Origin of the sequence: Citrobacter portucalensis, from assembly GCF_023374935.1 — a bacterium.
In the GTDB taxonomy this organism is placed as follows: domain Bacteria; phylum Pseudomonadota; class Gammaproteobacteria; order Enterobacterales; family Enterobacteriaceae; genus Citrobacter; species Citrobacter portucalensis.
This window is the reverse complement of sequence record NZ_CP092466.1, coordinates 5,097,867-5,120,606: the sequence shown is the minus strand read 5'-3', so window position 1 is coordinate 5,120,606 and position 22,740 is coordinate 5,097,867. Positions and strand designations below refer to the sequence as shown.

At 51.6% G+C, this 22,740-nt stretch carries 22 protein-coding genes; 11 read left to right on the top strand and 11 right to left on the bottom strand.

The window, feature by feature from the left end; genetic code table 11:
- The first annotated feature begins 222 nt into the window (after positions 1-222).
- From LY264_RS26030 to mnmE, 6 genes are all read left to right on the top strand, one after another.
- On the top strand, positions 223-378 hold the full coding sequence (locus LY264_RS26030) for a hypothetical protein (RefSeq protein WP_418657320.1): 156 nt from the start codon (positions 223-225) through the stop codon (positions 376-378).
- Between the two features lie 228 nt (positions 379-606).
- On the top strand, positions 607-747 hold the full coding sequence (gene rpmH, locus LY264_RS24680; RefSeq protein WP_003023858.1) for a 50S ribosomal protein L34: 141 nt from the start codon (positions 607-609) through the stop codon (positions 745-747).
- 17 nt (positions 748-764) lie between these two features.
- A complete protein-coding gene (gene rnpA, locus LY264_RS24675; protein ID WP_003844432.1) occupies positions 765-1,124 on the top strand; it encodes a ribonuclease P protein component in 360 nt (119 codons plus the stop codon).
- Complete coding sequence (gene yidD / locus LY264_RS24670; RefSeq protein ID WP_003023846.1) at positions 1,088-1,345, top strand: membrane protein insertion efficiency factor YidD; 258 nt, start codon at positions 1,088-1,090, stop codon at positions 1,343-1,345. The genes rnpA and yidD overlap by 37 nt, the downstream gene beginning before the upstream one ends.
- A 2-nt stretch (positions 1,346-1,347) precedes the next feature.
- The gene (gene yidC, locus LY264_RS24665; protein ID WP_003827058.1) at positions 1,348-2,994 is read left to right on the top strand and encodes a membrane protein insertase YidC; all 1,647 of its coding nucleotides are present in this window, start codon (positions 1,348-1,350) and stop codon (positions 2,992-2,994) included.
- A 105-nt stretch (positions 2,995-3,099) separates the two neighbouring features.
- The gene (gene mnmE / locus LY264_RS24660; RefSeq protein ID WP_032945460.1) at positions 3,100-4,464 is read left to right on the top strand and encodes a tRNA uridine-5-carboxymethylaminomethyl(34) synthesis GTPase MnmE; all 1,365 of its coding nucleotides are present in this window, start codon (positions 3,100-3,102) and stop codon (positions 4,462-4,464) included.
- A gap of 68 nt (positions 4,465-4,532) precedes the next feature.
- Here mnmE and LY264_RS24655 read toward each other — a convergent pair whose 3' ends face one another.
- From LY264_RS24655 to LY264_RS24645, 3 genes are read right to left on the bottom strand one after another with little or no spacing between them, the layout of a single operon-like run.
- On the bottom strand, positions 4,533-5,300 hold the full coding sequence (locus tag LY264_RS24655; RefSeq protein WP_244298659.1) for a hypothetical protein: 768 nt from the start codon (positions 5,298-5,300) through the stop codon (positions 4,533-4,535).
- Positions 5,297-6,082, bottom strand: coding sequence for a hypothetical protein (locus LY264_RS24650; RefSeq protein WP_167493791.1), 786 nt, complete (start codon positions 6,080-6,082; stop codon positions 5,297-5,299). The genes LY264_RS24655 and LY264_RS24650 overlap by 4 nt, the downstream gene beginning before the upstream one ends.
- The gene (locus LY264_RS24645) at positions 6,069-8,117 is read right to left on the bottom strand and encodes a lipase family protein (RefSeq protein WP_048227369.1); all 2,049 of its coding nucleotides are present in this window, start codon (positions 8,115-8,117) and stop codon (positions 6,069-6,071) included. The genes LY264_RS24650 and LY264_RS24645 overlap by 14 nt, the downstream gene beginning before the upstream one ends.
- A 184-nt stretch (positions 8,118-8,301) precedes the next feature.
- Here LY264_RS24645 and LY264_RS24640 point away from each other — a divergent pair, with 184 nt between their 5' ends.
- The 4 genes from LY264_RS24640 (at position 8,302) to LY264_RS24625 (ending at position 11,921) form a co-directional block, all read left to right on the top strand.
- Positions 8,302-9,483 carry an MFS transporter gene (locus LY264_RS24640; protein ID WP_048227370.1) on the top strand — a complete coding sequence of 394 codons (1,182 nt, stop codon included), beginning with the start codon at positions 8,302-8,304 and terminating at the stop codon, positions 9,481-9,483.
- Positions 9,452-10,411 carry an HTH-type transcriptional regulator YidZ gene (gene yidZ / locus LY264_RS24635; RefSeq protein WP_003827051.1) on the top strand — a complete coding sequence of 320 codons (960 nt, stop codon included), beginning with the start codon at positions 9,452-9,454 and terminating at the stop codon, positions 10,409-10,411. Before LY264_RS24640 ends, yidZ begins: the two co-directional genes overlap by 32 nt.
- 166 nt (positions 10,412-10,577) lie before the next feature.
- Positions 10,578-11,324 (top strand): 4'-phosphopantetheinyl transferase family protein, encoded by a 747-nt coding sequence (locus tag LY264_RS24630; RefSeq protein ID WP_048227371.1) that lies wholly within the window; start codon positions 10,578-10,580, stop codon positions 11,322-11,324.
- A 30-nt stretch (positions 11,325-11,354) separates the two neighbouring features.
- The gene (locus LY264_RS24625) at positions 11,355-11,921 is read left to right on the top strand and encodes an NADPH-dependent FMN reductase (protein ID WP_048227372.1); all 567 of its coding nucleotides are present in this window, start codon (positions 11,355-11,357) and stop codon (positions 11,919-11,921) included.
- 56 nt (positions 11,922-11,977) lie between these two features.
- Here LY264_RS24625 and adeP read toward each other — a convergent pair whose 3' ends face one another.
- Positions 11,978-13,315 carry an adenine permease AdeP gene (gene adeP, locus LY264_RS24620; RefSeq protein WP_003827042.1) on the bottom strand — a complete coding sequence of 446 codons (1,338 nt, stop codon included), beginning with the start codon at positions 13,313-13,315 and terminating at the stop codon, positions 11,978-11,980.
- A gap of 167 nt (positions 13,316-13,482) precedes the next feature.
- Between adeP and yieH the strand changes: the two genes are divergently transcribed.
- Entirely contained in the window at positions 13,483-14,148 is a 666-nt protein-coding gene (gene yieH, locus LY264_RS24615; RefSeq protein WP_003827040.1) for a 6-phosphogluconate phosphatase, read from the top strand.
- 121 nt (positions 14,149-14,269) lie between these two features.
- Here the strand turns inward: yieH and phoU are convergent, their stop codons facing one another.
- From phoU to glmU, 7 genes are all read right to left on the bottom strand, one after another.
- Positions 14,270-14,995 (bottom strand): phosphate signaling complex protein PhoU, encoded by a 726-nt coding sequence (phoU, locus tag LY264_RS24610; RefSeq protein WP_003023824.1) that lies wholly within the window; start codon positions 14,993-14,995, stop codon positions 14,270-14,272.
- A 14-nt stretch (positions 14,996-15,009) separates the two neighbouring features.
- Positions 15,010-15,783: a phosphate ABC transporter ATP-binding protein PstB gene (gene pstB / locus LY264_RS24605; RefSeq protein ID WP_003023821.1), complete on the bottom strand. Its 774-nt coding sequence runs from the start codon at positions 15,781-15,783 to the stop codon at positions 15,010-15,012.
- A gap of 46 nt (positions 15,784-15,829) precedes the next feature.
- Positions 15,830-16,720, bottom strand: coding sequence for a phosphate ABC transporter permease PstA (pstA, locus tag LY264_RS24600; RefSeq protein WP_003827037.1), 891 nt, complete (start codon positions 16,718-16,720; stop codon positions 15,830-15,832).
- Entirely contained in the window at positions 16,720-17,679 is a 960-nt protein-coding gene (pstC, locus tag LY264_RS24595) for a phosphate ABC transporter permease PstC (RefSeq protein ID WP_008786549.1), read from the bottom strand. Before pstC ends, pstA begins: the two co-directional genes overlap by 1 nt.
- Before the next feature lie 143 nt (positions 17,680-17,822).
- Complete coding sequence (gene pstS, locus LY264_RS24590) at positions 17,823-18,863, bottom strand: phosphate ABC transporter substrate-binding protein PstS (RefSeq protein WP_003827033.1); 1,041 nt, start codon at positions 18,861-18,863, stop codon at positions 17,823-17,825.
- 334 nt (positions 18,864-19,197) lie between these two features.
- Positions 19,198-21,027: a glutamine--fructose-6-phosphate transaminase (isomerizing) gene (gene glmS, locus LY264_RS24585; RefSeq protein ID WP_003827031.1), complete on the bottom strand. Its 1,830-nt coding sequence runs from the start codon at positions 21,025-21,027 to the stop codon at positions 19,198-19,200.
- Positions 21,028-21,267: 240 nt separating this feature from the next.
- On the bottom strand, positions 21,268-22,638 hold the full coding sequence (glmU, locus tag LY264_RS24580) for a bifunctional UDP-N-acetylglucosamine diphosphorylase/glucosamine-1-phosphate N-acetyltransferase GlmU (protein ID WP_048227373.1): 1,371 nt from the start codon (positions 22,636-22,638) through the stop codon (positions 21,268-21,270).
- Positions 22,639-22,740 lie beyond the last annotated feature (102 nt).

The window sequence follows — 22,740 nt, the reverse complement described above, 5'->3', positions numbered from 1 at the left end:
GGCGGACTCCACTCGAACAAAAGTCGATAAATGACAAAGGCTGAAACATTCATGATTGTTGACGCACATCGACAAGACCCTATGCAAAGGGTGACGTGCGAATTGCTATCTGCAATTTTTACCCGATCAGGATCCATTGAAACGATCAGGACCGCGGATCATAGCGTAAACTGAGAAAGAGATCTTCTGTTTCTCACAGATTCTTCCCGATTTATCCACAGGATGATCCAGAATCGGCTAAGTGTAAACGATCCTGGAGAAGTGCTGCAGGTTTTAGCGCGCATATTGAAAAAATTAATGAGTAAAGATGCTTTACTGCTTAAACGATCTAATAAAGATCCCGTGCGATCCTTGCGCTTTATCCACCAGCCCGTATAATTCTTACCCCCAGCGAGTAACGGTCGCCTTACGGCGTCAACGCTGCCTGTTTTTTACGCGAAACCATGCGGAAAAAAGCGGGAAATAAGGAAAGAGAATTGACTCCGGAGTGTACAATTATTACAATCCGGCCTCTTTAATCACCCACACTGTGGCGTAAGTCGTTCGAAATTCGTTCGGGTATACGCAAAAGTCAGTGAATTTATTCAAGTTTAGGTAGAAATCGCCATGAAACGCACTTTTCAACCGTCTGTACTGAAGCGCAACCGTTCTCACGGCTTCCGTGCTCGTATGGCTAATAAAAATGGTCGTCAGGTTCTGGCACGTCGTCGTGCTAAAGGCCGTTCTCGTCTGACCGTTTCTAAGTAATAAAAGCTAGCCCCTGAGTGGTTAAGCTCGCATTTCCCAGGGAGTTACGTTTGTTAACTCCCACTCATTTCACATTCGTCTTCCAGCAGCCACAACGGGCTGGCACGCCGCAAATCACCATCCTCGGCCGCCTGAATTCGCTGGGGCATCCCCGTATCGGTCTTACAGTCGCCAAGAAAAATGTTAAACGTGCGCATGAACGCAATCGGATTAAACGTCTGACGCGTGAAAGCTTCCGTTTACGTCAGCACGAGCTTCCAGCAATGGATTTCGTGGTGGTGGCGAAAAAAGGGGTTGCTGACCTCGATAACCGTGCTCTCTCGGAAGCGTTGGAAAAATTATGGCGTCGCCATTGTCGCCTGGCTCGCGGGTCCTGATAGCCCTCATTCGGGTCTATCAACGCCTGATCAGTCCGCTGCTTGGGCCGCATTGCCGTTTCACTCCAACCTGTTCGAGCTACGGAATTGAGGCATTGCGCAGGTTTGGAGTGATAAAAGGCAGTTGGTTGACGGTGAAACGCGTATTAAAATGCCACCCTTTACACCCTGGTGGTGACGATCCCGTCCCGCCCGGACCATTTGATACCAGAGAACACTAACGATGGATTCGCAACGCAATCTTTTAGTCATCGCTTTGCTGTTCGTGTCTTTCATGATCTGGCAAGCCTGGGAGCAGGATAAAAACCCGCAACCTCAGGCCCAACAGACCACGCAGACAACGACCACCGCAGCGGGTAGCGCCGCAGACCAGGGCGTACCGGCCAGTGGCCAGGGGAAACTGATTACGGTTAAAACTGACGTGCTTGATCTGACCATCAACACCCGTGGTGGTGATGTGGAACAGGCTTCACTGCCAGCTTACCCGAAAGAACTCGGTTCTACCGAACCGTTCCAGTTACTGGAAACCACGCCACAGTTCATCTACCAGGCACAGAGTGGCCTGACAGGTCGTGACGGCCCGGATAACCCGGCTAACGGCCCACGTCCGCTGTACAACGTCGATAAAGACGCGTTTGTACTGGCTGACGGTCAGAACGAACTGCAGATCCCGATGACCTATACTGACGCAGCGGGTAACACATTCACTAAAACGTTTGTTCTTAAGCGTGGTGAATATGCTGTCAACGTTAACTACAGCGTGCAGAACGCCGGCGAAAAACCGCTGGAAATCTCCACCTTTGGTCAGCTGAAGCAATCCATCAATCTGCCATCTCATCGCGACACCGGTAGCAGCAACTTTGCGCTGCACACCTTCCGTGGCGCGGCGTACTCCACGCCGGATGAGAAGTATGAGAAATACAAATTCGACACCATTGCTGAAAACGAAAACCTGAACGTCAATGCTAAAGACGGCTGGGTCGCAATGCTGCAACAGTATTTCGCAACGGCATGGGTTCCGCGTAACGACGGCACCAACAACTTCTATACCGCTAACCTGGGTAACGGCATTGCCGCTATCGGCTATAAATCACAGCCGGTACTGGTTCAGCCTGGCCAGACTGGCGCGATGACCAGCACCCTGTGGGTCGGCCCGGAAATTCAGGATAAAATGGCGGCCGTTGCACCGCACCTGGATCTGACCGTGGATTACGGCTGGTTGTGGTTCATTTCTCAGCCGCTGTTTAAACTGCTGAAGTGGATCCATAGCTTCCTGGGTAACTGGGGCTTCTCCATCATCGTTATCACCTTTATCGTTCGTGGCATCATGTACCCGCTGACCAAAGCGCAGTACACCTCCATGGCGAAGATGCGTATGCTGCAGCCGAAGATTCAGGCTATGCGTGAGCGTCTGGGCGATGACAAACAGCGTCAGAGCCAGGAAATGATGGCCCTGTACAAAGCTGAGAAGGTTAACCCGCTGGGCGGCTGCTTCCCGCTGATCATCCAGATGCCAATCTTCCTGGCGTTGTACTACATGCTGATGGGCTCCATTGAACTGCGTCATGCGCCATTCGCTCTGTGGATCCATGACCTGTCTGCACAGGACCCGTACTACATCCTGCCGATTCTGATGGGCGTGACGATGTTCTTCATTCAGAAGATGTCTCCGACCACTGTAACCGACCCGATGCAGCAGAAGATCATGACCTTTATGCCGGTCATCTTCACCGTGTTCTTCCTGTGGTTCCCGTCAGGTCTGGTGCTGTACTATATCGTCAGCAACCTGGTAACCATTATTCAGCAGCAGCTGATTTACCGTGGTCTGGAGAAACGTGGCCTGCATAGCCGCGAGAAGAAAAACTCCTGATTCGGTGTAGGCCGGATTAGGCGAAGCCGCCATCCGGCAAACGGAACATAAAGTAAAGGGCGGTCATTAGACCGCCTTTTTTATTGCATTAAGAAGAGACAAACCATGAGCCATAACGACACCATCGTCGCTCAGGCCACCCCACCGGGACGTGGTGGCGTGGGTATCCTGCGTATCTCCGGCCTGAAGGCGCGTGAGGTCGCAGAAACCGTACTGGGGAAACTGCCCAAACCGCGTTATGCCGATTATCTGCCGTTTAAAGACGCGGATGGCAGCGCGCTGGATCAGGGGATTGCCCTGTGGTTCCCCGGCCCAAACTCCTTTACCGGCGAAGACGTTTTAGAGCTTCAGGGCCACGGCGGTCCAGTGATTCTTGACCTGCTGCTCAAACGTATTCTGACCATTCCCGGGCTGCGCATTGCCAGACCGGGTGAATTCTCCGAGCGAGCGTTTCTCAATGATAAGCTCGATTTAGCCCAAGCCGAGGCGATTGCCGACCTGATCGATGCCAGCTCAGAGCAAGCCGCTCGCTCGGCGCTGAACTCGTTGCAGGGCGCATTTTCCGCACGGGTAAATCATCTTGTGGAAGCGCTCACTCACCTGCGCATCTATGTTGAAGCAGCGATCGACTTCCCGGATGAAGAAATCGACTTCCTGTCTGACGGCAAGATTGAAGCGCAACTCAACAGCGTTATCAGCGATCTTGATGCCGTACGTGCGGAAGCGCGTCAGGGCAGCCTGCTGCGCGAAGGGATGAAGGTGGTGATTGCCGGGCGTCCAAACGCCGGGAAATCAAGCCTGCTGAACGCGCTGGCTGGCCGTGAGGCGGCCATTGTCACCGATATCGCCGGGACTACCCGCGACGTGCTGCGTGAGCATATTCATATCGACGGCATGCCGCTACACATCATCGACACCGCCGGTTTGCGCGATGCCAGCGACGAAGTTGAACGCATCGGTATCGAACGTGCCTGGCAGGAAATTGAACAGGCCGACCGTGTACTGTTTATGGTTGATGGCACCACCACCGACGCCGTGGACCCGGCAGATATCTGGCCAGACTTTATTGCCCGTCTGCCAGCCAAACTGCCGATCACCGTGGTGCGTAACAAAGCGGATATTACCGGTGAGACGCTGGGCCTTAGCGAAGTAAATGGCCACTCACTGGTTCGCCTCTCCGCGCGTACCGGTGAAGGCGTTGACGTACTGCGTAATCATCTCAAACAGAGCATGGGCTTTGAAACCAATATGGAAGGCGGCTTTCTGGCCCGTCGTCGTCACCTGCAGGCGCTGGCAGAAGCTGCAGAGCATCTCGAGCAGGGTAAAGCCCAACTGCTCGGAGCATGGGCCGGAGAATTGCTGGCTGAGGAGCTACGCCTTGCGCAGCAGAACCTCAGTGAGATCACCGGAGAATTTACCTCCGACGATCTGCTGGGACGGATTTTCTCCAGCTTCTGTATTGGTAAGTAATTCTTCAGAAATTGGCCATTAATGAAAAATCCCGCCAGCACATTCTCTGGCGGGAACTACATAAATCATCATTTCATCGACAGCAATTTTTCATAGCTGGGATAAATATGCGGGATCTTTTCACTACTGCCATCGGGATAAGTTGCCGTAAGTTTGCCTGGAGCATCTGGAGGTGTCAATATAACAACTTTATCGAAATGAATGACTGGCTCAATAAGGATGTTTTGAGTATTCCTAAGCCGAAAACGCCTTCGCCATTTTTCAGGGCCGGTATTTCCACCAAATAAGTTCAATGTTGTTTGATTAAATAAATGGCTAATAAATACTTCAGGGAAATAATCCGTTTTTAAGTCAAGATCTCCACTGACCTCTTTTGCCCTCCCTGTCCCATACCCGTCACTGAGGCCATAATCTCCAAAATCAAAGATATAACTGGTCTCAATGACTTCTTTTCCTTTCACCAGTGGAATATTATCCGCAATCCTGAAACTTACTCTCAGTGAATTTAGCTGCCACTGGCACGGCCCGCCACCATCAATGGCAATACTGATATGCCACAGCCCCCCCATACCCTGCCGGACGAAAGGCTGCGTAAAACCGTTGTATCCCTGCACAGGATAAGATTCAAAGCTGGAGTTATAGCTTTTATCCATACACTTTTCAGAACGGTAAAGAATCTGCATCGGCATTAGAGTGATGCCCTCTGGCATCCGGAATGACACTCTGACACGTTGGGCATTATCAGGAGGGGAAAGTGTCTGATCTGTGTTATCTCCGCAACCGTAAAGTGGTGCGATAGTTAACATAATAACGATGGTTCTCTTAAAATAATTCAACGCTTTCCTCCGTTACAGCTGCGAATCGACAGCAATTTTTCATAGCTGGGATAAATATGCGGTATCTTTTCACTACTGCCATCGGGATAAATTGCCGTAAGTTTGCCTGGAGCATCTGGAGGTGTCAAAGTAACAACTTTATCGAAATGAATGACTGGCTCAATAAGAATGGTTTGAGTATTCCTAAGCCGAAAACGCCTTCGCCATTTTTCGGGGCCGGTATTTCCACCAAATAATTTCAAACTCGTTGTGTTATCAATATGGTTTGCCACCATAGGGAAAAAATCAGTTTTTAAGTCAAGATCTCCACTGACCTCTTTTGCCCTCCCTGTCCCATACCCGTCACTGAGGCCATAATCTCCAAAATCAAAGATATAACTGGTCTCAATGACTTCTTTTCCTTTCACCAGTGGAATATTATCCGCAATCCTGAAACTTACTCTCAGTGAATTTAGCTGCCACTGGCACGGCCCGCCACCATCAATGGCAATACTGATATGCCACAGCCCCCCCATACCCTGCCGGACGAAAGGCTGCGTAAAACCGTTGTATCCCTGCACAGGATAAGATTCAAAGCTGGAGTTATAGCTTTTATCCATACACTTTTCAGAGCGGTAAAGAATCTGCATCGGCATTAGAGTGATGCCCTCTGGCATCCGGAATGAAACGCTGACACGTCGGGCATTATCAGGAGGGGAAAGTGTCTGATCTGTGTTATCTCCGCAACCGCAAAGTGGTGCGATAGTTAACACAATGACGTTAATTCTATTAAAATAATTCAACGCTTTCCTCCGTCACCGCCGCGAAACGGGTCAGGGCATTGCGGCCAATTACATCAGACTCCGTGAGTTGCAGGGCTATCGGCAGTAAATCCTGAAGCATCAGAAATTCACGGTTACGCTGGAACTCATCCGGCTGCCCGTTACTGGATGCACTTTTCTCAACCTCATCGCGAAAGCGCATCCGCATTTCTTTTCTTCTCATCTTTAGCTCCGGATTTGCCAGTTCAAGCAGTTGATTATGGATGTAGGGCAAATAGCGGTGCGCCATCGAATGGTTTTGCGGGTCCGTACCTAAACCGTTCAGCGTTGGATTGGTATTTTTCGGAAAGGTCTTTGTCAGAGCATGCGGTGCGAGGCACTGGATGAACGTTTCCTGATGCTTACCGCTAGATTTCAGACATTCATCATTCAGAGAAGGAACCAGATATAGTTTCACCCCCACAAAATGGCGTGTGTAGATCTGTCCATCAAGTAGAGTTTTGTGGTTCGGGCTGGCAACCCGCATTGAACACTGCTCAGCCAAGAAAAAAACCACCGTTTTACCGTGATGCCAGTAAGGATCTTTTTTATCTACAAGTCCCACAGACTGATAAGTCAGATCCCGAACTGCGCCCCCAAGACCGGCAGCAGTCGTCAGTGACCAGTCAAACCCCAGCTTGTCTCCCAGCAGTCCCCATTTCTTATAAAAAGCGTTATCCAAATCAGCATCCGGAGGGATTTGTGTAATTGAGTCATTGTCGTTGACGTGCCGGTAATGGGTAATGCTGTCCAGAAAAGATATGGCCGCACGGGTAAATGTACGCGGCATTCCGTAGGTATACAGTATAGGCTGGTTGGTTTTCATCTCTCCTGCATATAGCAATGCTAACGCACCGCCTAAGCTATGCCCGCAGATAAAAAGTTTTTTCTCTTTATCTAACATTGCCTTAACAGAATCTAGCTGTTCCTTGAATTTCCGTTTAGCTAGCTCATAAGCCTCCAGAAATCCTCCATGAACATTTCCCGCCCCAGCCAGTTCCGGCAGGCAACGTTTTGGTGCAAATGATAAATCAGTTAGCACATTCAACAGACTATCAGTCCCGCACCATGCAACCAGCACATGCGTGCCACATTCCACCGTAAAGAGCCGGGAGTCCCCCTCCGGTTGATCACTATCTTTCGTGCTCAGATACACTGGTGGGAGATAGCGGTCATGAAAAGGAACATCGACCGCCAACGTGTGGTACCAGGAAGGAAATTCAGCAAACTGAGGAATGCATGATAGATCCTGACACTTATTCCGGAAGAAATAGTTGATAGTTTTATTATCTTTTTCTGCCGCATAAACCAGGTCAGCCATAATACCGAGATTCAGTGCGTTGGCGAGGTCATAGTCTTTTGTGTCGTGCAATGCCAATACCCATGCCCGAAATGGACAGATTTCAATAACGTGTCTTTTTTCCAGTAACTCGCAGGGGATCTCCGTCCCCTTCAAGGAGCGATTCGGTGGGAAATGGAATTCCGGAGCCTCCGGTTCATCCCAGCCTTCAATCAACGGCAGGCGGTCGCATAACTCCCCGATAGTGACATAGTGATACACATGATTAGCCGCTTCTGTTATTTCCTGTACATTCGATCGCCAGCTATTGTCACGGAGGCCCGACCAGAACATATTTTTACTCTCTGGCTGGCTGTTAGGATTACGCCTGACGCCCAGTGGCCGCAGTGTCATCTCGTCAGCCAGTTGCTGCCCATCCGTCTTAACGTCTACAGTTATCCAGTAAAGATCATCAAACCGGACCAATCCTTGATTGTCGGTAACGCCCGCCGGAGGGTTGGGGGGAGGCGTTGGGCTGTAGCTGTTTTCATGCTGATGCCACACTGATGATGTCAGCGGACGATATTCCAGCCTGACATTAAGTCCGCATACAGGAATGTTGTTCTCATCGACGAACTGCAGTTCAAGCCAGTATTTATGCTGTTCTCCACGACAGTAAACGATTTTTCCTTTCGGGTTTATACTCGTAACACAAGTATTATCACCAACTATTTCCACACCAATCCCTTTAACTTTGCATGGTTATATTTAATTCATCTTATCTCGCACATTTCTTAACCAATATAAATACATTCCGAATCAATAATAATTTCCTAACAGGAAATCACTGTTGTCCAAATGGCAACTCGTGCTGTTGACTCTCTGACCGTATGCTTAGCGCCACATTTCTTATGAGGTCGCTATGACACGCTTTCTAATCTGCAGTTTCGCCCTGGTTCTTCTTTATCCTGCCGGTATTGATATGTATCTGGTGGGGCTGCCCCGTATTGCTGCCGATTTACAGGCCAGCGAGGCGCAACTGCATATCGCGTTTTCGGTATATCTGGCAGGAATGGCGACGGCGATGCTGTTCGCCGGTAAAATTGCCGACCAGTCAGGTCGCAAACCGGTCGCCATAGTCGGCGCACTCATCTTTATTTTCGCCTCTGCGCTATGTTCTTTCGCCGAAAGCGGTACGCCATTCCTCATAGGTCGTTTTATTCAGGGCGTAGGTGCGGGCTGTTGCTACGTGGTGGCTTTCGCCATCCTGCGCGACACACTCGACGATCGCCGTCGGGCGAAGGTACTGTCGTTGTTGAACGGTATTACCTGTATCGTGCCGGTGCTGGCTCCGGTGATGGGGCATCTGATCATGCTCAAATACCCGTGGCAGAGCCTGTTCTACACGATGATGGGAATGGGTGTGGCTGTTTGCCTGCTGTCGGTGTTTGTCCTGCGAGAATCGCGCCCAGCAACGCTTATGGCGACGACGGAAAAGAACCACACGACCGAATCACTGGTAAACCGCTTTTTCTTAAGCCGTCTGGCCATTACCACCCTCAGCGTGTCGGTGATCCTGACCTTCGTGAATACGTCTCCGGTGCTGCTGATGGAAGTGATGGGCTTCGACCGTGGTGAGTATGCCACCACGATGGCCATGACCGCAGGCATCAGTATGGCGGTCTCTTTCTCTACGCCATTTGCTCTGAGCGTATTTAAGCCTCGCGTTCTGATGCTGACCTCACAGGTGCTGTTTCTGTGTGCCGGCGTGGTGTTAACCCTTGCCACTTCACACGCAGTAACGCTTCTCGGGCTGACGTTAATCTGCGCCGGATTCTCGGTCGGCTTCGGTGTTGCGATGAGCCAGGCGCTTGGGCCGTTCTCGCTGCGCGCGGGCGTCGCCAGCTCGGCATTAGGTATTGCCCAGGTTTGCGGTTCCTCTCTGTGGATTTGGCTGGCGGCGGTTCTTGGCCTTGATGCGCTGAATATGCTGTTCGGGATTCTGATTGGCTGTAGCATAGTGAGTATCATGCTGATTATCACTGTTGCACCTAACCGGTCCGCGCCAACTCATGAAGAAATCCCTCAGCAGTCTCGATCTTAATTTATTGCTCTGCCTGCAGCTGTTGATGCAGGAACGCAGCGTCACTAAAACCGCCAAACGGATGAACGTCACACCGTCGGCGGTCAGTAAGTCGCTGTCGAAGCTGCGGACCTGGTTTGACGATCCCTTGTTTGTGAACACCCCGCTGGGGCTATCACCGACGCCGCTGATGGTCAGCATGGAGCAGAGCCTTGCTGAATGGATGCAGATGGGCAATCAGTTGCTCGATAAGCCACACCATGAGTCTCCACGCGGGCTGAAGTTTGATCTGGCGGCCGAAACGCCGTTAGTAATGATCATGTTCAATGCGCTCTCCCAGCAGATTTATCAGCGCTATCCCCAGGCGACAATCAAAATACGCAACTGGGACTATGATTCGCTGGATGCCATTATTCGCGGTGAAGTGGATATTGGCTTTACCGGGCGCGAAAGCCATCCGCGTTCGCGCGAACTGCTGAGTTTGTTGCCATTGTCGATCGACCATGAAGTGCTGTTTTCCGATCTGCCCTGCGTCTGGCTACGTGAAGATCATCCCGCACTGCAGGAAGAGTGGAATCTGGACACCTTTCTGCGCTATCCGCACATCAGCATTAGTTGGGAACAAAGCGATACATGGGCGCTGGATGAAGTCCTGCAAGAAATGGGACGCGCACGCAATATCGCGTTATGTCTGCCCGGTTTTGAGCAATCGCTGTTTATGGCCGCGCAGCCGGATCACGCGCTGATAGCCACCGCACCGGTCTATTGCCAGCGTTATAACCAACTCCACCAGCTTCCACTCGTTGCACGGCCGATGCCATTTGATACGGCGCAACTGGAAAAAATGCGCGTACCGTTCACTCTTCTTTGGCATAAACGCAACAGCCACAATCCTAAGATCGTCTGGCTAAAAGACACGATCAAGGCGCTTTATCGCGATATCTCCTGACGATCCTTCGTTTTGGTGTTGCTAAATCGACCATTCTGGCAACAGAAATGTAAATATCGCGTAATGTCTCCCATTTTCGCTTAGTTTTTGGGCAGCAAAGCCTGCCCGGAAGCCGTGTAAATGTTACTCTGGTAATAATCACGGACCATTAATCACGGAGCGACAAATGGCGACACATTTTGCCAGAGGGATTCTTACGGAGGGACACCTGGTTTCAGCTCGCCTCCCTTCTCCATGTCATATCGAAGCAAGAGATCTACCCGCTCATCGCCGGACACGTTTCCTGGCTTCCCGAAGTCTTCTCGCTGAACTGATGTTTATGCTTTACGGCACCAGCACGCTGCCCGAAATTGTTACTCAGGCCAAAGGTAAGCCCGTTTTTCGCGATAAGAACCTGCCAGGTTTTTCGATTTCCTATGCCGGGAATATCGTCGGCGTTGTGCTAACAACTGAAGGAACGTGCGGCCTGGATATGGAACTTCAGCGGGCCACCCGCGGGTTTCACAATCCAAATTCAGCGGAAACGTGGCGCTTCTCCAGTAACGAAAACCTGTGGATCAATAACCAAAACGACCCCAACGAAGCACGCGCGCAGCTCATTACATTGCGCCAGAGCGTACTCAAACTCACTGGCGATGTGTGCAATGACGATCCGCGCGAGCTCCAGCTTTTACCCGGCGCAGGGCGCCTGAAATGTGCCCATGTGGCGCAGGTTGAAGCCATTTGCGATGCGGAAGATGTACTGGTGTGGTCAGTTGCGGTTACGCCAACCATTGAAAAACTCAAAGTTTGGGAGTTTGATGGTAAACAGGACTGGAAAATTTTGCCTGATATCCAGACTCGCGCCAATGAGCCAACGGGTCGTCTGATCCGGTTCTCTCAATTATGTGCAGCGAAGAGCCATACGCTTTGATTTAACCTTCATGATGAAACAGGAGCCACCATGTCTGAAACATTGAATGTTGTTACGTTACTGGGAAGTCTGCGCAAAGGTTCGTTTAATGGAATGGTTGCCCGTACGCTGCCCAAGATTGCTCCAGCGGGAATGGAAGTGAACGCGCTGCCGTCGATTGGTGATATCCCTCTGTACGATGCCGACCTCCAACAGGAAGAGGGTTTTCCGGCCATCGTAGAAGCACTGGCTGAGCAAATCAGAAAGGCTGACGGTGTCGTCATCGTCACTCCTGAATATAACTATTCTGTTCCGGGCGGACTGAAGAACGCCATTGACTGGCTGTCCCGCCTGCCCGATCAGCCATTATCGGGTAAGCCGGTGCTGATCCAGACCAGTTCTATGGGCGCTATTGGTGGCGCGCGCTGCCAGTATCATCTGCGTCAGATCCTGGTATTCCTCGATGCCATGGTAATGAACAAGCCGGAATTTATGGGCGGCGTCATTCAGAACAAAGTAGACCCGCAGACAGGTGAAGTGATCGACCAAAGCACGCTGGACCATCTGACCGGTCAATTGACCGCATTTGGCGACTACATTCAGCGCGTGAAAGCGTAAAAGAAAAAGCCCGGCGATATGCCGGGCTTGTTGATATATGGGCAAATAAACAACGATTAGTGCGCGTCGATAAACACAATCTTCAGCACAAACAGCAGCGCGACAATGATGACGCACGGGCTGAGATCGCGGAAACGTCCGGTACCAATCTTCATCACGCAGTAAGAAATAAAGCCCAGCGCAATACCTTCGGTAATTGAGAAGCTAAATGGCATCATCACGGCAGTAATAAACGCCGGAACCGCTTCTGTAAGGTCATCCCACTTCACGCGCGACAGGCTTGATGTCATCAGGACGCCAACGTAAATCAGCGCACCTGCTGCTGCATAGCCCGGTACCATCCCCGCCAGCGGCGACAGGAAGATAACCAGCAGGAACAGCAGACCAACGACCACGGCGGTCAGACCGGTACGTCCACCGACCGAAACCCCGGAAGAAGATTCGATATACGCAGTAACGGAAGAAGTCCCGATAAACGCCCCGGTAACCGACGACACGCTATCCACATACAGCGCTTGCTTCATGCGCGGGAACTTGCCCTTCGCATCCGCCAGACCGGCTTTATCCGTAACGCCAATCAGCGTACCGGAGGAGTCGAACAGGTTAACCAGCATGAACGAGAAAATCACACCCGCCAGGCCAATGTTAAACGAACCGGCCAGGTCGACATGTCCGATAACGGACATCACGCTCGGTGGCGCAGAAACGATACCGTTGTAATGAACATCGCCAAGCATCCAGCCCAGCAGCGTGGTTACGATGATAGAAATCAGCACCGCCGCGTGAATGTTACGGGACGCCAGAATCGCGATGATAAAGAAGCCCAGGATACCGAGCAGTACGCTGTGGGACGTCAGGTTACCGATAGACACCAGCGTGTCTTTGTTGGCGACGATAACACCGGCGTTTTTCAGCCCCATCATGCCGATGAACAGACCAATACCGCTGGTGATCCCCACACGCAGGCTAACCGGGATATTGGCAATCATCCAGTAACGAACGCGGAAAATCGTCAGCAGCAGCAGACCAACAGCGCCCCAGAAGATAGCGCCCATACCAATCTGCCATGACAGCCCCATCGCGCCAACGACCACGAAAGCGAAGAATGCGTTCAGGCCCATAGCAGGCGCAAGTGCGACCGGCAGGTTGGCAAACAGGCCCATCAGGATGCTACCAAATGCAGCAATAAGGCAGGTGGTAACAAAGACAGCGCTGGTATCCATGCCAGCCACGCCAAGAATTTGCGGGTTAACAAAAACGATATACACCATCGTCAGGAAGGTCGTTAAACCGGCGATCACTTCGGTCCGTGCCGTCGTGCCATGTTCGCGCAGTTTGAACACGCGTTCCAGCATCCCCTGGCCAGAAGCCTGGGTTGTGTGTTGTTGACTCATTATCAATTTCCGAACAAGGAGGGAAAATTCGTCGCTATCCTATACCAAAATGCGACAATAGGGTTGGGTTATGAGCAACTTTTTTCATTGATTTTGCTTATACGGCAACGATTGCGTCGCCCAATAATGCATTACGAAAACGTTAAACTTGTTAAAACGGAAATGACATGTCCCAGATAGAAGCCGTATTTTTTGACTGTGACGGTACCCTTGTCGACAGTGAAGTGATTTGTTCTCGCGCGTATGTCAGCATGTTCCAGGCGTTTGGCATTACGCTCGATCTTGAAGAAATTTTCAAACGCTTCAAGGGGGTAAAGCTGTACGAGATCATCGACATTATCAACGAAGAGCACGGTGTCGAACTGGCAAAAGCCGATTTAGAACCGGTTTACCGCGCTGAGGTCGCACGTCTGTTCGATACGGAACTGGAGGTGATTGCCGGTGCCAATGCGCTACTGGACAGCATGGCCGTACCAATGTGTGTGGTCTCTAACGGTCCGGTCAGCAAAATGCAGCATTCGCTGGGGAAGCTGGGCATGTTGCACCATTTCCCTGATTTACTGTTCAGCGGCTACGATATTCAGCGTTGGAAGCCCGATCCTGCCCTGATGTTCCATGCAGCGAAAGCGATGGATGTTAATGTTGAGAACTGCATTCTGGTTGATGATTCCAGCGCAGGCGCGCAGGCGGGGATTGCCGCCGGGATGGAAGTGTTCTACTTCTGCGCCGATCCGCATAACAAACCGATCGATCATCCAAAAGTGACGACGTTTACCGATCTGGCACAGTTGCCGGAATTGTGGAAGGCGCGGGGTTGGAATATCGTCGAATAAACAGTAGGCCCGATAAGCAAAGCGCCATCAGGTGAATGGCGCAGAATGCCGGATGCGGCGTAACGCCTTATCCGGCCTACAATAGCGACGCCGGGGGAATCCGGCGCACGCAACAAGCTGCTTATTCCTTCGGATCTTTGCCCGCCAGCAGCTTATCCAGCTCATCCCCGCCCACGTGACGGAAGTCTTGTCCCTTCACGAAGTAGAAGATATATTCGCAGATATTCTGGCAGCGGTCACCGATACGTTCGATGGAACGTGCGCAAAACAGCGCGGTCAGCACGCTTGGAATGGTACGTGGGTCTTCCATCATATAAGTCATCAGCTGACGCACGATGCCTTCATATTCCTGGTCAACTTTCTTATCTTCGCGATAAATACGCACTGCTTCGTCCAGATCCATACGCGCAAACGCATCCAGCACGTCATGCAGCATTTGTACGGTGTGGCGGCCCAGTGATTCCAGGCTTACCAGCAGCGGCTGGTGCTGTTGCGAGAACTTCTCCAGCGCGGTACGGCAAATTTTGTCCGCCACGTCACCAATACGTTCCAGCTCAGCGATGGTTTTGATAATAGCCATCACCAGACGCAGGTCGCTCGCTGTCGGTTGACGCTTGGCGATGATACGCACGCAGGCTTCGTCGATCGCCACTTCCATCATGTTAACGTTCTTATCGCCTTCAATGACGCGCTTCGCCAGCTCGCTGTCCTGGTTGTGCATCGCCGTGATTGCATCAGAAAGCTGCTGCTCGACCATGCCGCCCATGGTCATCACCTGGGTACGGATGCTTTCCAGCTCTGCATTGAACTGGCCGGAAATATGTTTATTAAGGTTAAGGTTATCCACAACAAGCTCCTGAATCAGCCGTAACGACCGGTGATGTAATCTTCAGTTTGTTTCTTCGCGGGCTTGGTGAACAGATCGTCCGTGTTGCTGAACTCAATCAACTCGCCCAGGTACATAAATGCCGTGTGATCGGAACAACGCGCAGCCTGCTGCATGTTGTGGGTAACGATAACGACGGTGTAATCCTCTTTTAGCTCAGTGATCAGCTCTTCGATACGCCCGGTAGAAATAGGGTCGAGCGCTGAACATGGCTCATCAAGCAGAAGCACTTCCGGGCGAATGGCGATACCACGCGCAATACACAGGCGCTGCTGCTGACCACCCGAGAGAGAGTACCCGCTCTGGTGTAATTTATCTTTGGTTTCGTTCCACAATGCGGCCTTGGTCAATGCCCACTGCACACGCTCGTCCATATCTGCACGCGAGAGTTTCTCAAACAGACGTACGCCAAAAGCAATGTTGTCGTAGATGGACATAGGGAACGGCGTCGGCTTCTGAAATACCATGCCCACTTTGGCACGCAGCAGAGCGATATCCTGGGTATTGGTGAGAATATTGTCGCCATCCAGCAGGATTTCACCTTCCGCACGCTGCTCCGGGTACAGTTCAAACATTTTGTTGAACGTACGCAGCAGCGTCGATTTACCACAGCCTGACGGCCCGATAAACGCCGTTACCTGGTTTTTAGCTATATCCAGGTTGATGTTCTTCAGGGCATGGAATTTGCCATAGTAGAAGTTCAAATCACGAACCTGAATCTTACCCGGGGCAGTATCAACCATACTCATTTCAATCTCTTCCTCATCCGGCGCCGCATCAGCCACGCCGTAAAAATTAACCGTGTTTCTTCTTCGCGAAAATGACGCGCGCCAGAATGTTCAGCAGCAGTACGCACAGGGTAATAATCAGTACCCCGGCCCAGGCCAGTTGCTGCCACTCAGCAAACGGGCTCATAGCAAACTTAAAGATAGTGACCGGCAGGTTGGCGATAGGCTGCATCATGTCGGTGCTCCAGAACTGGTTGGAGAGCGACGTAAACAGCAGCGGAGCCGTTTCACCTGCGATACGAGCAATCGCTAACAGAACACCTGTAATGATCCCCGAGACAGACGCCTTCAGGGTGATCGCAGAAATCATCTTCCATTTCGGCGTACCCAGTGCATAGGCAGCTTCACGCAGGCTATCCGGCACCAGCTTGAGCATGTTCTCCGTGGTACGGATAACAATGGGCACCTGCAGCAGCGCCAGCGCGATAACGCCCGCCCAGCCAGAGAAGTGCTCCATTTTTGCTACCACGATGGTGTAAACGAACAGACCGACTACGATTGATGGCGCAGACAGCAGAATGTCATTGATAAAGCGGATAACCTCAGCCAGCCAGGACTTACGTCCGTACTCTGCCAGGTAGATACCCGCCATAATGCCAAGCGGAGTACCAAACACGGTCGCCCACAGAATTAACAGTCCGCTACCGGCCAGGGCGTTCGCCAGACCACCACCCGCTGTATTCGGCGGAGGCGTCATTTCGGTGAACAGCGCCAGCGACATACCGTCAATACCACGGGTGATCGTGGACATCAGGATCCAAATGAGCCAGAACAGACCGAACGCCATGGTCGCCATAGAGAGCGTCAGCGCGATGCGGTTCTTCAGACGGCGACGTGCCTGCATTTTACGGCGGGACTCCGCCAGCGCAGTGGTGTTTTGCATTTCAAGCGTAGCCATTAGCGTGCCCCCTCGTTCTTCGCAAGGCGCATGATCATGAACTTAGACGCCGCCAGTACGATGAAGGTGATCACAAACAGAATCAGACCCAGTTCCATCAACGCAGCAACGTGCAGCCCCGATTCCGCTTCGGCAAATTCATTCGCCAGCGCAGAGGTAATACTGTTGCCCGGCATGTACAGCGAGGCGCTATCGAGCTGGTAGGTGTTACCAATGATAAAGGTCACCGCCATGGTTTCACCCAGCGCGCGGCCCAGACCCAGCATCACACCACCGATCACACCATTTTTGGTGAACGGCAGGACGATACGCCAGATAACTTCCCAGGTGGTACAGCCGATGCCGTAGGCTGACTCTTTCATAAGCACCGGCGTTTGTTCGAACACATCACGCATAACCGCAGCAATGTACGGAATGATCATGATAGCGAGGATCACACCAGCCGCCAGAATACCGATACCAAACGCCGGGCCAGCAAACAGTGCGCCAACAAACGGAATGTTGGAAAGGATGTTTCCGACCGGCTCCTGGAAGTACGTCGCAAACAGCGGGGCAAAGATAAACAGGCCCCACATGCCGTATACGATACTCGGAATTGCTGCCAGCAGTTCAATAGCGATACCCAACGGGCGACGCAGCCAGCCAGGTGCAAGTTCCGTCAGGAATAACGCAATGCCGAAACTCACCGGAACGGCAATCAGCAATGCAATAAACGAGGTGACCAGCGTACCGTAAATCGGTACCAGCGCGCCGTAGATATCGTTCGGCGCATCCCAGTCTTTGGTCCACAAAAAGGAGAAACCAAATTTCTGAATGCTTGGCCAGGAGGAGATAACCAGAGAGACAATAATGCCACCCAACATCAATAGCACAATCAGCGCAGCCAGTTTTACCAGCGCGCTGAATATCATGTCACCCTTTTTACCCGGTGGGTTAAAAGCAGGCTTGGTTGCAGCCATAAATCACTCTTTAAGTTAAACGCGTTTACGAAATTGCCCTGCCGGATGGCGCTACGCTTATCCGGCCTACAAATTGGGCCTACAGTCGGAACTGTAGGGCGGATAAGCGTAGCGCCATCCGCCAACTCGTTAAAGATATTCTATTAGTACAGCGCTTTACCGCTGCTGTCTTTCACGTTGGTCTTCCATGCAGCACGAATCTGCTCAACCACGCTGTCCGGCAGGCTGGCGTAATCCAGGTCATTAGCCTGTTTGCCACCATTTTTGTATGCCCAGTCGAAGAATTTCAGCACTTCAACGCCCTGCTCAGGCTTCTTCTGCTCTTTATGGACGAGGATGAAGGTGGTGGAAGTGATTGGCCACGCATCGTCACCTTTCTGGTTAGTCAGATCCTGAGCGAAAGTTTTGCTCCAGTCAGCGCCTTTAGCGGCGTTGGCAAAGTTTTCTTCGGTCGGGCTTACCGGTTTACCATCAGCAGAGACCAGCTTGGTGTACGCCAGGTTGTTCTGCTTAGCGTAAGCGTACTCAACGTAACCGATAGAACCCGGCAGACGCTGTACGAACGCGGCGATACCGTCGTTACCTTTACCGCCCAGACCGGTCGGCCAGTTTACGGTAGAGCCAGAACCAATTTTAGATTTCCACTCTTCGTTCACTTTCGCCAGGTAGCTAGTGAAGACGAAGGAAGTACCGGAACCATCAGCGCGGCGCACAACAGCGATATTCTGCGAAGGCAGCTTCAGACCTGGGTTCAGTTTGGTGATGGCTTCGTCATCCCACTTCTTAATTTTACCGAGGTAGATGTCGCCCAGCGTTTTACCATCAAGCACCAGCTCGCCGGATTTCAGTCCAGGGATATTCACCGCCAGCACCACACCGCCGATAACGGTCGGGAACTGGAACAGGCCTTCTTGTGCCAGTTTCTCGTCAGACAGCGGGGCATCAGAAGCGCCGAAATCAACGGTATTGGCCGTAATTTGTTTTACACCACCGGAGGAGCCGATACCCTGGTAGTTTACTTTGCTACCGGTCTCTTTCTGATAGGTATCTGCCCATTTGGCATACACTGGCGCAGGGAAGGTTGCACCTGCACCTGTCAGGCTCGCTGCTGCAAACGCAGAGAACGCGCTCATGGATAAGGTCGCGGCGACAACAGTTGCGACAGTGGTACGCATAACTTTCATAATGTCTCCTGCACGGTTTTCGTAAATCGTTGTTTGAGTTGCTACTGTGAGCAAAATAGGACAAACAGGTGACAGTTAAATGTACGAAATATGACAGTTTTATGACAATGAAAAATACGAGAAGTTATTTACCTAAAAATACATTTAAAACAAAACGTTAACCATTACCATGACAATAACATTTCGCTAAAATTTTCTTTTTATGACACTGCAAACAGTAGCTGAAGATGACGGTTTGTCACATAAAACAGGCGGGATAATTGATTAAAAACAGAACAAGTTTAAAAAAATGCCCCGCTTATAGCAGGGCATTTTCAGTTCAGTTAGGTACGGATTACTCTACGGTAACCGACTTCGCCAGGTTACGCGGCTGATCCACGTCGGTGCCTTTAATCAGCGCCACATGATACGCCAGCAACTGCAGCGGAACGGTATAGAAGATCGGTGCAATCACCTCTTCCACATGCGGCATCTCAATGATGTGCATGTTTTCGCTGCTGGTAAAGCCAGCATCCTGGTCAGCAAAGACGTACAGCTGACCGCCACGGGCGCGAACTTCTTCAATGTTGGACTTCAGTTTTTCCAGCAGTTCGTTGTTCGGCGCAACCACGATAACCGGCATATCGGCATCAATCAGCGCCAGCGGACCGTGTTTCAGCTCGCCTGCGGCATAAGCTTCAGCGTGAATATAAGAGATCTCTTTCAGCTTCAGCGCACCTTCCAGCGCAATCGGGTACTGATCGCCGCGGCCCAGGAACAGCGCATGGTGTTTATCAGAGAATCCTTCAGCCAGAGCGGCAATGCGTTTGTCCTGAGACAGCATCTGCTCAATACGGCTCGGCAGCGCCTGCAGACCGTGAACGATTTCCTGCTCAATAGCCACATCCAGGCCTTTCAGACGAGACAGTTTCGCCACCAGCATCAGCAGAACGGTCAGCTGAGTGGTAAATGCTTTCGTGGAGGCCACGCCGATTTCGGTACCGGCATTGGTCATCATCGCCAGGTCGGATTCGCGCACCAGAGAAGAGCCCGGTACGTTACAAATAGCCAGCGAGCCCAGATAGCCCAACTCTTTGGATAAGCGCAGACCCGCCAGGGTATCTGCCGTTTCACCAGACTGGGAAAGGGTGATCATCAGGCTGTTACGACGCACGGCGGATTTGCGATAGCGGAATTCGGAAGCAATTTCGACATCACAAGGAATGCCAGCCAGCGATTCAAACCAGTAGCGGGACACCATACCGGAGTTGTACGACGTACCGCAGGCGATAATCTGGATATGCTCAACCTGAGACAGCAGCTCGTTGGCATGCGAACCCAGCTCGCTTAAATCCACTTCACCGTGGCTGATACGGCCGGTCAGCGTGTTTTTAATTGCGTTCGGCTGTTCGTAGATCTCTTTCTGCATGTAGTGGCGATAAATACCTTTTTCGCCCGCATCGTATTGCAGATTAGATTCGATATCCTGACGTTTCACTTCCGCGCCAGACTTGTCGAAAATAGAGACCGAACGACGGGTTACTTCCGCGATGTCGCCCTCTTCCAGGAAGATGAAGCGACGGGTTACCGGCAGCAGTGCCAGCTGATCGGAAGCAATAAAGTTCTCACCCATACCCAGACCAATCACCAGCGGGCTGCCAGAACGGGCCGCCAGCAGGGTTTCCGGGTTACGGGTATCCATGATCACCGTGCCGTAGGCACCGCGCAGCTGCGGAATAGTGCGCAGCACGGCTTCACGCAGCGTACCACCCTGTTCCAGCTCCCAGTGCACCAGGTGAGCAATCACTTCGGTGTCGGTTTCAGAAACAAAGGTGTAGCCACGCGTTTTCAACAGCTCACGCAGTGGTTCATGGTTTTCAATGATGCCGTTATGCACCACAACAATGTGTTCAGAAACATGGGGATGCGCGTTCGCTTCTGAAGGTTCACCGTGTGTCGCCCAGCGGGTGTGAGCAATACCAGTACCACCATGCAGCGGATGTTCTTCCGCAGCAGCAGTCAGCATCTGCACTTTACCCAAACGACGCAGACGGGTCATGTTGCCTTCAGCATCGACAACGGCCAGACCAGCAGAGTCATAACCACGATATTCCAGACGACGTAAACCTTCGAGAAGGATTTCAGCTACATCACGCTGCGCGATAGCGCCAACAATTCCACACATATTTTTTGATTCCGAATTTAGGCATTGTGCCTGTCGTTGTCGGTCAACCTGATACCCGTATTCCGGGCGCCCCGAGCCTTGTAGAGAGTGGGGTTATTTTTATAGGTACTGCTTGTTGAGCGGAGGATTATATTATCCCCTCATCTCTTGTCTGCCTGATGGCGCTCACGCTTATCAGGCCTACAGAACGTCACCGCACGTAGGCCGGATAAGGCAAAGCCGCCATCCGGCAAAAATAAATTACTTCTTCTTCACCGGACGCTGCCAGCCCTGTTTATGGACCTGAGGTACACGGCTTAATACCAATTCGTTATCAGCGACATTACGCGTTACGGTGGTTCCTGCTGCAATCGTCGCACCTTTACCCACGGTGACAGGTGCCACCAGCTGAGTATCAGAACCCACAAACACATCATCACCAATAATGGTTTTAAACTTATTGGCACCATCGTAGTTACAGGTGATCGTACCCGCGCCGATATTCACGTTATCGCCAATTTCCGCATCGCCCAGATAGGTCAAATGACCAGCTTTAGAGCCTTTACCCAGACGCGCTTTTTTCATTTCGACGAAGTTACCCACGTGTGCGCCTTCCTGCAGCTCTGCACCCGGGCGCAGACGCGCGAATGGACCGATGGTGCAAGCGGCTTCCAGATGGGCATCTTCCACCACACTGTACGGGCTAAGCTCACACCCCTCACCAATCACGCTGTTTTTGATGATACAGCCAGCGCCAATCTTGACGCGATCCCCAACGGTTACGTTACCTTCAATGATAACGTTAGTATCAATTTCAACATCGCGCCCGTGAATAAGCGTACCGCGAAGATCAAAACGTGCAGGATCGCGCAGCATCACGCCCGCTAACAGCAGTTTTTCTGCCTGCTCGGACTGATACACGCGCTCCAGACGGGATAACTGAAGACGGTTATTCACCCCTTCCGTTTCGCTAATACGTGCCGGATGTACCGCAGCAATTTCGCGCCCTTCCTGGTATGCCATCGCAATGATATCGGTGATGTAGTATTCACCCTGCACATTGTTATTAGTCAGTTTGGACAGCCAGCGTTTCATGTCTGCGCCATTGGCAATCAGAATACCGGTGTTGATTTCCTGGATTTGCCGCTGCTCGTCGGTTGCATCTTTATGCTCAACGATACCGGTGACGTTACCGTTTTCACGCGTAATACGCCCATAACCGGACGGGTCGTCCAGTTTTACCGTTAACAAGCCAATGCCACCCTGCGGTTTGGCTTCACGCAGGCGACGCAAGGTATCGGTAGAGATCAGCGGCACATCGCCATAGAGCATTAAAATGTCTTCGTCATCACCAAAGAATGGCGCTGCCTGCTGCATTGCATGGCCGGTGCCCAACTGCTCTGCCTGCAAAACCCAGTTTAGATTGCCATCTTTCAGCGTCTGCTTGAGCAAATCACCACCGTGCCCGTAGACCAGATGTACGTGAGTCGCACCTAATTCATTAGCAGCATCAATGACATGCTGAACCATCGGTTTTCCTGCGAGGGTATGCAGCACTTTAGGGAGATCGGAATACATACGCGTGCCTTTGCCTGCGGCAAGGATCACGACGCTCATAGCATTATTCAACATACACGTCCTGACTGTAATTTGAGAACGAATTTATACCGTTTCACATTGAAAATACTACATTTTTTTCAGCGTGAAATGGACCGAAGATAAAACGTTCAATCG

Bases quoted from the DNA above. Each gene is read 5' to 3' on its own strand.
- LY264_RS26030 (WP_418657320.1), top strand. From the start codon at position 223: ATGATCCAGAATCGGCTAAGTGTAAACGATCCTGGAGAAGTGCTGCAG.
- rpmH (WP_003023858.1), top strand. From the start codon at position 607: ATGAAACGCACTTTTCAACCGTCTGTACTGAAGCGCAACCGTTCTCAC.
- yidD (WP_003023846.1), top strand. From the start codon at position 1,088: ATGGCGTCGCCATTGTCGCCTGGCTCGCGGGTCCTGATAGCCCTCATT.
- yidC (WP_003827058.1), top strand. From the start codon at position 1,348: ATGGATTCGCAACGCAATCTTTTAGTCATCGCTTTGCTGTTCGTGTCT.
- mnmE (WP_032945460.1), top strand. From the start codon at position 3,100: ATGAGCCATAACGACACCATCGTCGCTCAGGCCACCCCACCGGGACGT.
- LY264_RS24640 (WP_048227370.1), top strand. From the start codon at position 8,302: ATGACACGCTTTCTAATCTGCAGTTTCGCCCTGGTTCTTCTTTATCCT.
- yidZ (WP_003827051.1), top strand. From the start codon at position 9,452: ATGAAGAAATCCCTCAGCAGTCTCGATCTTAATTTATTGCTCTGCCTG.
- LY264_RS24630 (WP_048227371.1), top strand. From the start codon at position 10,578: ATGGCGACACATTTTGCCAGAGGGATTCTTACGGAGGGACACCTGGTT.
- LY264_RS24625 (WP_048227372.1), top strand. From the start codon at position 11,355: ATGTCTGAAACATTGAATGTTGTTACGTTACTGGGAAGTCTGCGCAAA.
- adeP (WP_003827042.1), bottom strand. From the start codon at position 13,315: ATGAGTCAACAACACACAACCCAGGCTTCTGGCCAGGGGATGCTGGAA.
- yieH (WP_003827040.1), top strand. From the start codon at position 13,483: ATGTCCCAGATAGAAGCCGTATTTTTTGACTGTGACGGTACCCTTGTC.
- pstB (WP_003023821.1), bottom strand. From the start codon at position 15,783: ATGAGTATGGTTGATACTGCCCCGGGTAAGATTCAGGTTCGTGATTTG.
- pstA (WP_003827037.1), bottom strand. From the start codon at position 16,720: ATGGCTACGCTTGAAATGCAAAACACCACTGCGCTGGCGGAGTCCCGC.
- pstC (WP_008786549.1), bottom strand. From the start codon at position 17,679: ATGGCTGCAACCAAGCCTGCTTTTAACCCACCGGGTAAAAAGGGTGAC.
- pstS (WP_003827033.1), bottom strand. From the start codon at position 18,863: ATGAAAGTTATGCGTACCACTGTCGCAACTGTTGTCGCCGCGACCTTA.
- glmS (WP_003827031.1), bottom strand. From the start codon at position 21,027: ATGTGTGGAATTGTTGGCGCTATCGCGCAGCGTGATGTAGCTGAAATC.
- glmU (WP_048227373.1), bottom strand. From the start codon at position 22,638: ATGTTGAATAATGCTATGAGCGTCGTGATCCTTGCCGCAGGCAAAGGC.